Annotated in this window: 11 protein-coding genes; 6 read left to right on the forward strand and 5 right to left on the reverse strand. The window is 70.7% G+C overall.

Translation table 11 applies throughout. The annotated features are described in order from the left end of the window. Nucleotides 1-24 precede the first annotated feature (24 nt). Together H4Q84_RS22590 and H4Q84_RS22595 are read left to right on the forward strand one after the other, a co-directional pair. Nucleotides 25-501 (forward strand): nicotinamide-nucleotide amidohydrolase family protein, encoded by a 477-nt coding sequence (locus H4Q84_RS22590; protein WP_248581302.1) that lies wholly within the window; start codon nt 25-27, stop codon nt 499-501. A gap of 70 nt (nt 502-571) precedes the next feature. Beyond that, complete coding sequence (locus H4Q84_RS22595; protein WP_248581303.1) at nt 572-877, forward strand: helix-turn-helix transcriptional regulator; 306 nt, start codon at nt 572-574, stop codon at nt 875-877. A gap of 8 nt (nt 878-885) precedes the next feature. Here H4Q84_RS22595 and H4Q84_RS22600 read toward each other — a convergent pair whose 3' ends face one another. Then, nucleotides 886-1,692 carry a DNA-formamidopyrimidine glycosylase family protein gene (locus H4Q84_RS22600; RefSeq protein ID WP_248581304.1) on the reverse strand — a complete coding sequence of 269 codons (807 nt, stop codon included), beginning with the start codon at nt 1,690-1,692 and terminating at the stop codon, nt 886-888. Nucleotides 1,693-1,736: 44 nt separating this feature from the next. Further along, on the reverse strand, nt 1,737-6,239 hold the full coding sequence (locus H4Q84_RS22605; protein WP_248581305.1) for an ATP-dependent helicase: 4,503 nt from the start codon (nt 6,237-6,239) through the stop codon (nt 1,737-1,739). 52 nt (nt 6,240-6,291) lie between these two features. Here H4Q84_RS22605 and H4Q84_RS22610 point away from each other — a divergent pair, with 52 nt between their 5' ends. After that, the gene (locus H4Q84_RS22610) at nt 6,292-7,044 is read left to right on the forward strand and encodes a ZIP family zinc transporter (protein WP_248581306.1); all 753 of its coding nucleotides are present in this window, start codon (nt 6,292-6,294) and stop codon (nt 7,042-7,044) included. 146 nt (nt 7,045-7,190) lie between these two features. On the opposite strand, the gene H4Q84_RS22615 is transcribed toward H4Q84_RS22610, so the two are convergent. Together H4Q84_RS22615 and H4Q84_RS22620 are read right to left on the reverse strand one after the other, a co-directional pair. Beyond that, nucleotides 7,191-8,048: a hypothetical protein gene (locus tag H4Q84_RS22615; protein WP_248581307.1), complete on the reverse strand. Its 858-nt coding sequence runs from the start codon at nt 8,046-8,048 to the stop codon at nt 7,191-7,193. Continuing rightward, nucleotides 8,045-8,575: a SigE family RNA polymerase sigma factor gene (locus tag H4Q84_RS22620; protein WP_248581308.1), complete on the reverse strand. Its 531-nt coding sequence runs from the start codon at nt 8,573-8,575 to the stop codon at nt 8,045-8,047. The genes H4Q84_RS22615 and H4Q84_RS22620 overlap by 4 nt, the downstream gene beginning before the upstream one ends. A 131-nt stretch (nt 8,576-8,706) precedes the next feature. Between H4Q84_RS22620 and H4Q84_RS22625 the strand changes: the two genes are divergently transcribed. Genes H4Q84_RS22625 through H4Q84_RS22635 form a run of 3 tightly spaced genes read left to right on the forward strand, consistent with a single transcriptional unit; the run spans nt 8,707 to nt 11,143 of the window. After that, a complete protein-coding gene (locus tag H4Q84_RS22625) occupies nt 8,707-9,618 on the forward strand; it encodes an ABC transporter ATP-binding protein (protein ID WP_248583709.1) in 912 nt (303 codons plus the stop codon). Then, entirely contained in the window at nt 9,618-10,427 is an 810-nt protein-coding gene (locus H4Q84_RS22630; RefSeq protein ID WP_248581309.1) for an ABC transporter permease, read from the forward strand. Before H4Q84_RS22625 ends, H4Q84_RS22630 begins: the two co-directional genes overlap by 1 nt. After that, nucleotides 10,427-11,143 carry an ABC transporter permease gene (locus H4Q84_RS22635; protein ID WP_248581310.1) on the forward strand — a complete coding sequence of 239 codons (717 nt, stop codon included), beginning with the start codon at nt 10,427-10,429 and terminating at the stop codon, nt 11,141-11,143. The genes H4Q84_RS22630 and H4Q84_RS22635 overlap by 1 nt, the downstream gene beginning before the upstream one ends. A gap of 313 nt (nt 11,144-11,456) precedes the next feature. Here the strand turns inward: H4Q84_RS22635 and H4Q84_RS22640 are convergent, their stop codons facing one another. Then, nucleotides 11,457-12,152: a haloacid dehalogenase type II gene (locus H4Q84_RS22640; RefSeq protein WP_248581311.1), complete on the reverse strand. Its 696-nt coding sequence runs from the start codon at nt 12,150-12,152 to the stop codon at nt 11,457-11,459. Between the last annotated feature and the right edge of the window lie 58 nt (nt 12,153-12,210).

Raw genomic sequence — 12,210 nt, forward strand, 5'->3', positions numbered from 1 at the left:
GGCCACCTACCTATGATCACGGGCATGTCGGAGGCCGTGACCGTGCTCGACCTGCTGCGCAGCCGCCGGCAGACGCTGGCGGTCGCCGAGTCGCTGACGGGTGGCCGGCTGGCCGCGGCGGTGACGGCGGTGCCGGGGGCGTCGGCGGTTTTCCTCGGCGGGGTGGTCGCCTATGCGACGTCGCTGAAGACAGCCGTGGTTGGTGTGCCCGACGACCTCGTGGCGGAGTACGGCGTGGTGTCGGCGGAGTGCGCCCGCGCGATGGCGGTCGGGGTGCGTGACCTCACGGGGGCGTCGTACGCACTGAGTACGACGGGGGTCGCGGGGCCCGACTCCCAGGAGGGACACCCGGTCGGCACCGTCTTCGTCGGTCTTGCCGGGCCGGGGGAGGCCCGGGTCGCGGCGCTGTCACTGACCGGTGATCGGCTCGCCGTTGCCGACGCGACGGTGCGGGCGGCGCTGGGTGCGCTGATCGAATATCTGGACGCTGTGGAAAGGTGACCTGGGAAGAAAGGCCCGTCGGGTAGCGTTGGGCCTCACAGACCGGTCTCCTGTCGGGAAGGACAGACGCATGGTGCTCTTCCGTCGAGTGCTCGGCGACGTCCTGCGCGACCGTCGCCTGGCGCGCGGGATGACGCTGCGCGAGGTCTCAGCCGAGGCGCGAGTCAGCCTGGGCTACATCTCCGAGATCGAGCGCGGCCAGAAGGAAGCCTCCTCCGAGCTGCTCGCCTCGCTGTGCTCGGCGCTCGAGGTGCCGCTGTCGTCGGTCCTCCATGACGTCAGCCGTGCTGTCGCCGTCGAAGAGGCGTCCGTGGCGGCCACGCCCATCGAGGTCGCTCGTGCCAAGCGTGGCGACGTCGTCGCCAGCGCTGCCTGACCGGGTCTTCAGCCGGGTGCCGGCTGGCAGCTCGGGCACCAGTACTTGGCGCGCTCCTTGCCCGGGTCGCCCTGCATGTGCACCTTGATCGGTGTCTGGCACCGCAGGCACGGCTGCTCGTCGCGTCGATAGACCCACATGCGACGACCGCGTCGCAGGTCGCCGGTGGTGGTCTGCTCGGCGCGCTCCTTGTTGTGGTCGAGCATCTGCCTGGCCCGGCGCACCAGCCGCGGCAGGTCGTCGACCTCGCCGACCGGCGTCAGCGGATGCACTCCACTGGTGAAGCACAGCTCGGAGGCATACATGTTGCCGATGCCGGCCAGGCTGGTCTGGTCGAGGAGTGCCTCACCGAGCGGGCGCGACTGGTCCTGACGCAGGCGGCGTAGCGCCTCCTCCTCGTTCCAGTCGGGGCCGAGCAGGTCGGGGCCGAGGTGGCCGACGACGCGCTGCTCCTCGTGCCGAGGCACGAGCTCGACGATGCCGAGGCTGAAGCCGACGACCACGCGCTCGTCGGTGGTGAGTACGACGCGGGCGTCCTTGGCCGGCCGCCGCCAGCGCTGGCCGAGCGTGTAGATCTCCCAGCCGCCCTCCATCTTCAGATGCGTGTGCAGCGTCCAGTCGGCGCCGCCCGTCTCGCCGCCCTGCAGGCGGGTCAGCAGGTGCTTCCCGCGCGAGAGCGTGCAGACGACGCGGGAGCCGCTCAGGTCGGCGGTCGCGAGCTGCGGGACGCGGAAGTCGGAGGCCGTGAGGACGTGGCCGGCAAGCGCGCGATCGAGGGTGCGGGCCGCGCGCCAGACGGTGTCACCCTCTGGCACGGCGCGTCTCCATCAGCCCACCTTACGCCCGCGCGACGCGGTGCTCAGCCGCGAAGCCGTAGCCCCTTCGGCGTCGACACGAATCCGGCATCCTGAAGAGCCGCACGGAGGGGAGTCTGACCGGCCCCGAGCAGCTGGGCGCCGTCGGCCTTCTCGACCGTGAGCCGGCCGAGTGCGCCGCGGCGTACGGCGTCGGCGAGGGCCTGCGTGGCCGGGCCGAGGCGGGTGCCGTCGTCGCCCCAGGTGAGCAGGGTGCGGCCGCCGCGCTCGACGTACAGGGCGAGGTGACCGTCGACCAGCACGACCAGTGCGCCGGCCTTGCGACCCGGTCGGTGGCCGCCGGCCTCGGCGTCACCGACCGGCCACGGCAACGCCGCGCCGAACGGGTTGGCCGGGTCGGTGGCCGCGAGTGCCACGGCAACCGGGGTCGCGTCGGGCGCGACCTCGGAGAAGGTGCGGAGCCGGTCGATGGCGCCGGTGGTGCCGAACTGGGCTGCGCCGAGGCCGCCGACGAAGTAGCCGCGACGGCAGCGGCCGGAGTCCTCGAAGGCACTGAGCACCTTGTAGACCGCGGCGAAGCCACCGGGCAGGCGTTCGCTGACCACCGCTCCGCGGGTGACCACGCCGTGCCGGTCGAGAAGCCGTTCGGCAACGGCATGCGCACGACGCGTCGGGTCGACGTCCAGAGCAGGCAGGGCGGCCCAGCGGCCGGCGGTCTCGGGCGGGCCGGTGCGTCGGGGGAGTGAGCCACGCCCCGTGCGTGGCGGGGGCCGGCGGCTGCGGTGGGTGGTGGTGCCGGCGCGGGTCAGCGCCCGCAGGGGAGTGAGAGTGTCGTTGCTGATGCGACCTGCCCAGACGAGGTCCCACAGCACCTTGCTGAGAGCCCCGTCGTCGGCGCTGGCCACGGCGTCCGCGAGCTGCCGGAAGAACCAGGCGCCGCCAGGAGCGAGCGCGTCGAGCACCGACTGGTGCAGCTCGGCCTGCTGGAACGGCATCGGCTCGGGGAGGGTGACGTCGGCCTGGTCGGCGAGGTGGAGGCTGACCCAGCCGTCGGCGCCGGGCAGCGGACCGTGGCCGGCCCACACGACCTCCCCGGCGGCGGTGAGCTCGTCGAGGTGGGCGGGTTGGTAGTCGCGGACCCGGGCCGGCAGGACCAGTGACTCGAGCGCACTGGCCGGCATGGGTGCTCCGGACAGCTGGTCGATGGCGGCTAGGACGCCGTCCACGCCCCGAAGCCCGCGGCCGACGACGTGCTGCCAGGCCGGCAGGAAGCGACCCAGCGCATCGGGCTCGACTGGCTCGACCTCCTTGCGGAGCAGCGCAAGCGACCGGCGACGAAGCTTGCGCAGCACCTCGGCGTCACACCACTCGGAGCCGGCGCCGGCGGGCCGGAACTCCCCCTCGAGAACGCGACCGCGCGCGGCCAGCCGCTGCAGGGTGTGCCGGGCCACCGCGGCACCCAGACCCAGCCGGGTCGCGACCTCGTCGGTGGTGAACGGGCCGTGGGTGCGCGCGAAGCGGGCCACCAGGTCGCCTACCGGATCGTCGACCGGGTCGGCGAAGACGTCGGGTGTGCCGGCGGGCACGGGCACTCCGAGCGCGTCACGGAGCCGCCCGACGTCCTCGACGATCGCCCAGCGCTGCTGGGCAGCCATCCGGATCTCGACCACCCGCCGGGCGGCGGTCAGCGTGGCCAGCCACTCGTCGACGTCAGCCCCGTCGACGGCACGATCGGTGATCTCGACGGTGGTGAGCGGCCCGAGGAGACGCAGCAGGTCGGTCACGGCCTCGGCGGTCTTCGCCTGCCGGCCCTCGGCCAGCCACTGGAGCTCGGCCTCCACGTCGGCGAGCACCTGCGGGTCCAGCAGCTCGCGCAGCTCGGCCCGGCCGAGCAGCTCGGCGAGCAGGCCCTGGTCGAGGCTGAGCGCGGCCGCCCGGCGTTCGGCGATGGGGGAGTCGCCTTCGTAGACGAACTGGGCGACGTAGCCGAAGAGCAGGCTGCGGGCGTACGGCGACGGCTGCGTGGTGGCCACGTCGGTGACCGTCACCTCGCGCCGGTCGATGCGGCGCATCAGGGCCACCAGGCTGGGCAGGTCGTAGACGTCCTGGAGGCACTCGCGCACCGCTTCGAGGACGATCGGGAAGGACGGGTACTGCGCAGCGACCTCGAGCAGCTGCGCGCTGCGCTGGCGCTGCTGCCACAGCGGGCTGCGACGGCCAGGGTCGCGCCGCGGAAGCAACAACGCCCGGGCGGCACACTCCCGGAAGCGGCTCGCGAACAACGCGCTACCGCCGACCTCCTGGGTCACCAGGTCGTCGATCTCGTCGGGCGCGAAGACGATGATGTCGCCGGGCGGGGCCTCGGCGTCGGTGTCGGGGATGCGCACGACGATGCCGTCGTCGGACGCGACTGCCTGGCCGTCGACGCCGTACCTCTCGCGCAGCCGGGCGTTGATGGCCAGCGCCCAGGGCGCGTGCACCGGCGTGCCGTAGGGGGAGTGGATCACCAGGCGCCAGTCGCCGAGCTCGTCGCGGAAGCGCTCGACGAGCAGCGTGGTGTCGCTGGGCAGGACGGAGGTGGCCTCGGTCTGCTCGGCGAGGTAGCCGACCAGGTTGTCGGCGGCGTAGGCGTCCAGGCCGTGGGCGCGGAGCTCGGCAACTGCCTTGGCGCGCGGCATCGCGCCCAGCTCGCGGGTGAACGCGCCGATCGCCGCACCGAGCTCGGCCGGGCGGCCGAGGGTGTCGCCCGTCCAGAACGGGAGTCGGCCGGGGATGCCCGGCGCTGGGGTGACGAGCACGCGGTCGTGGGTGATGTCCTCGATGCGCCAGCTCGTCGCGCCGAGGGCGAAGATGTCGCCGACGCGGGACTCGTAGACCATCTCCTCGTCGAGCTCACCCACCCGACGGCCGGTGCCCTCGCCGACGAGGAAGACGCCGAAGAGCCCGCGGTCGGGGATCGTGCCGCCGCTGGTCACCGCAAGCCGCTGGGCGCCGGGGCGGCCGGTGAGCTGGCCGGTGACACGGTCCCAGACGATCCGCGGGCGCAGCTCGGCGAACTCGTCGGACGGGTAGCGACCGCTCAACAGGTCGAGCACCGCGTCGTAGGCGGAGCGTGGCAGATGGGTGAACGCGGCGCTGCGGACCGCCAGCTCGAAGAGGTCGTCGACGCCCCAGGCGTCCATCGCCGTCATGGCGACGATCTGCTGGGCGAGCACGTCGAGGGGGTTCGTGGGCACCCGCAGGCTCTCGATCGCGCCTGAGCGCATGCGTTCGACCGTGACCGCGGTGGGGGCGAGGTCGGCGCGGTGCTTGGGGAACAGCACCCCGCGGCTGGTCTCGCCCACCTGGTGCCCCGCGCGGCCGACGCGTTGCAGGGCGCTGGCCACGCTGGGCGGACTCTCGATCTGGATGACCAAGTCTACCGCGCCCATGTCGATGCCGAGCTCGAGGCTGCTGGTGGCGACCACGGCGGGCAGGCGACCACGCTTGAGGTCGTCCTCGATGAGGGCGCGCTGCTCCTTGCTGACCGAGCCGTGGTGGGCCTTGGCGATGACGGCCTCGGCACCGTGCGACTGACCGGACTGGGCCATCATCTGGGCGGGCGGGCCGGTCTGCTGCTCCTGCCGCTCGCCGGCGCGCTCGGCCGCGATCTCGTTGAGCCGGGCCGTCAGCCGCTCGGCCAGCCGCCGGCTGTTAGCGAACACGATGGTCGAGCGGTGCTGCTCGATCAGGTCGACGACGTGCTCCTCGACGTGCGGCCAGATGCTGGCTGCCCGGCCCGGATCGCCCGACTCCTCGTCGTACTCACCGGGTGCGGTCATGTCCTCCACGGGTACGACGACGCGGAGGTCCCAGGCCTTCTGACTCGGTGGGGAGACGATCTCGACCGGTGCGGAGCCGCCGAGGAATCGGGCCACCTCTTCGAGCGGGCGCACGGTGGCCGAGAGACCGATGCGTTGCGCTGGCTTGTCGAGCAACGCGTCGAGACGCTCGAGGCTGAGCGCGAGATGGGCGCCGCGCTTGGACCCGGCGACTGCATGCACCTCGTCGATGACCACCGTCTTGATGCCGCGGAGGGTCTCGCGGGCCTGGCTGGTGAGCATCAGGAACAGCGACTCGGGCGTGGTGATCAGGATGTCCGAAGGCGTGCTGACCAGACGACGTCGATCGGCCGCCGACGTGTCACCCGATCGGAGCCCCACGGTCACGTCGGGCACGCTCGTGCCCAGCCGTGCGGCGGCATGGCCGATGCCGGTGAGGGGCGCCCGGAGGTTGCGCTCGACGTCGACGGCGAGCGCCTTCAGCGGGGAGATGTAGAGCACGCGGGTGCGCCGTGCCTTGTCGGCCGGCCGCTCGCTGGTGAGTAGCTGGTCGATGGACCACAGGAACGCGCTGAGTGTCTTGCCCGACCCGGTCGGCGCGACCACGAGTGCGTGCCGGCCGTGGCTGATCGCCTCCCAGGCACCCTCCTGGGCCGGTGTCGGCGCGGCGAAGGCGGACTCGAACCAGGCCCGGGTCGGGGCGCTGAAACGGTCGAGGGCGGTCACGGGCGTCATCCTCTCCCACACCACCGACATCGGGGCTCTACGGTGGGTCACCGTGACCACTTGGATGGAGGCCGGCCTCTGGGGACTCCTCGCCGGCGGAGCTCTCGTGCTCGGCGCGCTCGTGGCCTGGCTGGTGCGGGTCCCCACCGTCATCGCCTATGCCGTGATGGCCTTCGGTGCAGGCGTGCTCGTCTCCGCGCTGGCCTTCGACCTAGTCGGCAAAGCCGCCGACATCGGTGGAGTGCTGCCCACGGTCATCGGCTTCCTCGGCGGGGCCCTGGCGTACGTCGCGGGCAACGTACTGCTGGCCCGTCGCGGCGCCCAGCACCGCAAGAGGTCGAGTGGGCTCCAACCGGGCGAGGAGGACCAGCAGGGCAGCGGCACGGCGATCGCCCTCGGGGCCCTGCTGGACGGCGTACCCGAGTCAGTCGTGCTCGGCCTCTCGCTGCTCGGCGGGCACGGCGTCGGTGTGCCGGTGCTCGCCGCGATCTTCATCTCCAACCTGCCCGAGGGGTTGTCCAGTACGGCGGGGATGAAGCGCGCCGGGCGCTCACCGGTGTTCGTGTTCGGCGTCTGGATCGGCATCGCGGTCATCAGCGGGCTGGCCGGCGCGATCGGCGTGCTCCTGCTCGAGGGAGCGTCCGACAACACCGTCGCGGCCATCACCGCGGTCGCCGCCGGCGCGATCCTCGCCATGATCGCCGACACGATGATCCCGGAGGCGTTCGAGGAGACCCGGCTGTGGACCGGGCTGATCGCGACGCTGGGGTTCATCACGGCGTTCGCGATCAGTCGGGGGGCGTGAGTCGCGCGACACCACGCCAGCCCCCGGCCAGTGCCACGCCACCAGGTGGAGACGATCACGCCGACGGGTCACGGCTACGTGTCCGGAGCCGCAGGCGCCCGGGCCGCAGCCGTTGCCGCGCCTCGAGCTGGCCCGGGCGGCGTAGGTCAGCCGCGGGCCGCGTCTTCTTCCGGCGAGAGCCAGTCACCGCGGTCTGCATCGAGATCCACGTACGGCGTCAACTCGGCTCCCTGCTCGGCGTACTGCGCTGGCACCTCGAATGCCCACCTGGCGTCGGTGACCACCGTCCGGAGCTGATCGGCCGTCAGCACGGGGGTGTCGCGAGTGACGTCCCACTCGTTGCCGCTGCGGTCGAAGCCGTTGGTGGCCGAGACCACGATGCGCAGTCCTCGCGCATCGGAGAGCAATTCGGCGACCCTGCGCACGTCGTTGCCGGCGGCAGACTCGGCCATGTCGACGTAGGTGCGCAGCAGGTCTCCGCCGGGCAGCCGGGTCACGACACAGTCGCGCATGTAGCCCTGGCACGAGCGGGGCTCGCCCTCCAGGACCGCGACGTCCTGAACGTTCACGCCGACCACTCCCGACCCGACCTGGCCCGCCGGTGCGAATACGAACTCGGCATAGGTGTCCGCCGAGCCGCTGTGCGGCGTTCCCTGGCCGGCGTACGCGTCGAATGTGCCGTCGGCCCGGTCGCCGACCGCGGCCCTCAACAGTGCCGCGGTAGCTCTGCCGTCCAGCGGCACCTGGGTGACCGGTCGCGCGTCCTGCTGGGTAGCCGTCCCCGTGTCGACGGACGGGTCCACCGCCGCATCAGGTCCGGTGCCTGACATCGCGATCGACACGGCAAGGGTGGCGACAACGGCGCAGGCAGCGCCGGACGTGGCGAGAGTCAGCCTCCGGCGACGTCGGATGCCGCGACCTTGGCTGCTGGCGCCGCGGGTCAGGCAGTCAATGTCGACGACGGTGTCGTCAGTGGCGTCGCGCATCATCTCTTCGAGCTTCATGACCGGTCCTCCAGGTCGGGAAATCGGGTGCGGAGCCGAGCCAGGGCGCGCGAGGCGCGGGCCCGGCAGGTCGTCTGCTTGATGTCGAGCAGGTGCGCCGTCTCAGCGACGCTGAGGTCCTCCCAGTAGCGCAGCACCAGCACCGCCCGGTCGTCCGGGCTCAGCTCTGCGAGCGCGGTCAGCAGGTCGAGGCGTTGCGGATGGTCGGTGCCGGGCGCGGCAAGCTCAGGCAGGGAGTCGCTGGGTCGCTCGGTGGAGCTGCGCAGCCGGCGTTGGGACAGGAACGTGCGCAGGAGCGTCGTCCGGGCGTAGCCCAGCGGATTGCTCGACGCCCTCACCCGCCGCCACGAGGCGAAGAGCTTGGCGTACGTCGTCTGGGTCAGGTCCTCGGCCAGGTGGTGGTCGCGGCACAGGAGCACGGCCGTACGCATCAGACGCCCAGCGGTCTCGGCGACGAATGCTTCGAAGTCGTCGGGCGCACCCGAGGGCGAGGCGCGTGACTGCTCCACGATCGCCCTGGCCCCCATGCCTTCCATCGTCTCAACGTCCACACCTTCTTGACGCGTCATGACCTCATTTGCGTGACAGGTTGCGCTGGAGATATCGCGGTGAGGAATGTCGGTGAACTGTTCTAGGGTCTCGACTTGTGACTGAAGCAATGATCTCGGCCCGGGGGCTGCGCAAGTCGTTCGGTGACTTCGAGGCCGTCAAGGGCATCGACGTGGAGGTACGCCGCGGCGAGTCGTTCGGCTTCCTCGGACCCAACGGCGCGGGCAAGTCGAGCACGATGCGCATGGTGGCGGCGGTGTCTCCGATCAGCGGGGGAGAGCTGCGCATCCTCGGCATGGACCCGGCGACCGATGGCCCGACGATCCGCGGCCGGCTGGGTGTCTGCCCGCAGGAGGACACCCTCGACAACGAGCTCAACGTCTTCGACAACCTCTACATCTACGGCCGCTACTTCGGGCTCGGCAAGGTCGAGGTCCGGGCGCGCGCCGAGGAGCTGCTCGAGTTCGTGCAGCTGATCGACAAGCGCAAGTCCAAGGTCGAGGACCTCTCCGGCGGCATGAAGCGCCGGCTCACGATCGCCCGCAGCCTGATCAACTCACCCGACCTGCTGCTGCTCGACGAGCCCACCACCGGCCTCGACCCGCAGGCCCGCCACGTGCTGTGGGACCAGCTGTTCCGGCTCAAGCAGTCGGGCGTGACGATCGTGCTCACCACCCACTACATGGACGAGGCCGAGCAGCTCTGCGACCGCCTCGTCGTGATGGACAAGGGCCTGATCGTGGCCGAGGGCTCGCCGCTCGACCTGATCCGCGACCACTCGACCCGCGAAGTCGCCGAGCTGCGCTTCGCCGTCGGCGAGAACGAGCAGCACGCCGAGAAGGTCGCCGACCTGGGCCGCCTCGAGGTGCTGCCCGACCGTGTCCTCGTCTACAGCCAGGACGGCGAGGAGGTCATCGCCAAGGTGCATGAGCGCGGCCTCCAGCCCGTCGCCGTACTCGTGCGTCGCTCCACCCTCGAAGACGTCTTCCTCGCGCTCACCGGCCGGACGCTGGTCGACTGATGGCGGCGACGAGCGCCACGCCGACGCTTGCCCGTGGCGAGGGCGTCACCCGTCAGTTCGACTACTGGTGGACCGTCTACAAGCGCACGTGGAAGGGCAGCGTCATCAGCTCTTTCGTGTCGCCGATCTTCTACGTGCTGGCGATGGGCGTGCTTCTGGGCGGCTTCATCGACGGCGACCCCGAACAGCTCGAGGGCGCCACGTCGTACCTCGCCTTCATCGTGCCCGGCCTCGTCGCCGCCCACGCCATGCAGACCGCGGTGGGTGAGATGACCTACCCGGTGATGGGCATGATCAAGTGGCAGCGGGTCTACGACTCGATGCTCGCCACGCCGCTGCGGGTGCGCGACCTGGTCGGCGCACACCTGCTGTTCGTGCTGTTCCGGTTGCTCGTGACCTGCGCCGTCTTCATGTTGGTCGTCGCGCCGTTCGGGCTGTTCGAGACGTGGTGGGGTGTGGCGCTCGCCTATCTCGGGCAGGTCCTCGTCGGCATGGCCTTCGCGGCGCTGACGTTCGCGTTCTCCGTACGCCTCAAGTCCGAAGCCGGGTTCGGCGTCTTCTTCCGTCTCGTGGTCTTTCCGCTGTTCCTGTTCTCGGGCGCGTTCTTCCCGATCGCCAACCTCGGTGACTTCGGCGCCTGGGTCGCCCGCCTCACCCCGCTGTGGCACGGCGTCAACCTGTCGCGGATGTTCCTCGTCGACAACGTCGACTGGTCGCTCGCCGCGGTCAACGTCGCGGTGCTGGTGTCGCTCGCGGTCGTCGGTTACCTGTTCGCCGTGACTGGCCTGACGAAGCGGTTGGTGCGCTGATGGCCATCCTGACCCCGGTGCAGGCCACGTCCCTGCTGGTCCAGCGCAACTACATCACCTACAAGGCTTCGTGGAAGCTCTTCCTGACCGGGTTCCTCGAGCCCGTCTTCTACCTGCTCTCCATCGGCATCGGTGTCGGCGCGCTCATCGACACCTTCGAGTTCAACGGCCAGGTCATCCCGTACGCCGAGTTCGTCGCGCCCGGCATGCTGGCCGCGAGCGCGTTCAACGGCGCCCTCATCGACTCGACGTACAACGTTTTCTTCAAGCTCAAGTACGACAAGCTCTACGACCAGATGCTCGCGACGCCCCTTAGCACGTCCGACATCGCGCGCGGCGAGATCGCGTGGGGGCAGCTCCGCGGCGGCACCTACTCCGCAGCGTTCCTGCTGGTGATGCTGGCGATGGATCTCATCAGCTCGTGGTGGGCGGTGCTGGCCCTGCCGGCGGTGCTGCTCATCGGCTTCGCGTTCTCGGCCGTCTGCATGGCGCTGACGACGTGGATGAAGAGCTGGCAGGACTTCGACAAGATCACCCTGGCGCAGCTGCCGCTGTTCCTCTCTCGGCTACGTTCTTCCCGCTCACCGCGTTCCCGGGCTGGCTGCAGTGGGTCGTCGAGTGCACGCCGCTCTACCGCGGTGTCGTGCTCTGCCGGGAGCTCACCACCGGCTCCGTCACCTGGGCGAGCGCGGTGTCGGTCGGCTACCTCGTCGTGATGGGGTTGATCGGCCTCGCCGTCGTGCGCCGCCGCCTCGACAAGCTCCTCCTCACGTAGCCTCGATCCCCCGATGGGGACGCTGGGTTGAGCGTGCCGCAATGCGCGGATGTCCTTGCGTTCTGGGAGATGGGGACTTGCGACGGTCCGAACACCACAACTCGGAATGGCACCTCTGGGCTGCGACTCTCCCAGACTCTTGGTCGGACCTCGGTGGCGTTCGACGATCCGATTCTGGGTGGTGGCTGCGGGTCGGGTCCCGATGCTCGCTTTGGCCGAGGTCTCCTCGTTGGTGGCGGTGGTGGGCAGCCGGCTCATCGGATGGGATCACCGAGCTGGTCGGCCAGGTCGGCGAGATTCTCGGCGTGCAGGTCGAATCGATCCGAGGGTGCTGGCGGGTCGCCGACGGGTCGGGCAACGTAGGCGGTGCGCAGGCCGAGGTTCTGCGCTCCGCGCAGATCCCAGGCGTGGGCAGCGACCATGAGCAGCCGCTCCGGCGGCGCTCCGGACACGGCGACAGCAAGCTTGTAGACGGACGGGGCTGGCTTGTAGGTCCGAGCGTCCTCGGCGGAGAGCGCCTGGTGCCACCGCAGGTCCGCGTGAGCGTTGAGTCCCAGAAGCGCCGTGCGGCTGGCGTTTGAGAGTCCGATCAGCGGAAAACGTTCAGCGAGGCGGGCAAGACCAAGCACGGTGTCGGGCCAGGCCGGCAGGCGTCGGCCCGACAGTGCAAGCGCATCGACGGCGGCAGGGTCGTCGATTCCGGCGGCGTCGGCGACGAGCTTGGCGGCCTCGCTGTCGAGGCCGTCGCTGGCGGTGTAGGGCCGGCTGCCGTCAAGGATGCGTCGTTGCTCGCTGTCAATGTGGCGTTGCCACAGCTGCCACAACTCGTCGACAGCGAGATCGGCAAGCGACGGAGCGAGGTCACGGATACCGGCGCATATCCCGGCGGGTTCGTCGACGAGCGTGCCGAGTACGTCGACCACGACGGCATCGATCTCGCAGGCCAGCATGGGTAAGGTCCTCCCTGGTCGCGTAAGGGCTAAAGTAGGTTGTTGGCTAGAATCTAGC

The organism is Nocardioides sp. InS609-2 (genome assembly GCF_023208195.1).
GTDB lineage: Bacteria > Actinomycetota > Actinomycetes > Propionibacteriales > Nocardioidaceae > Nocardioides.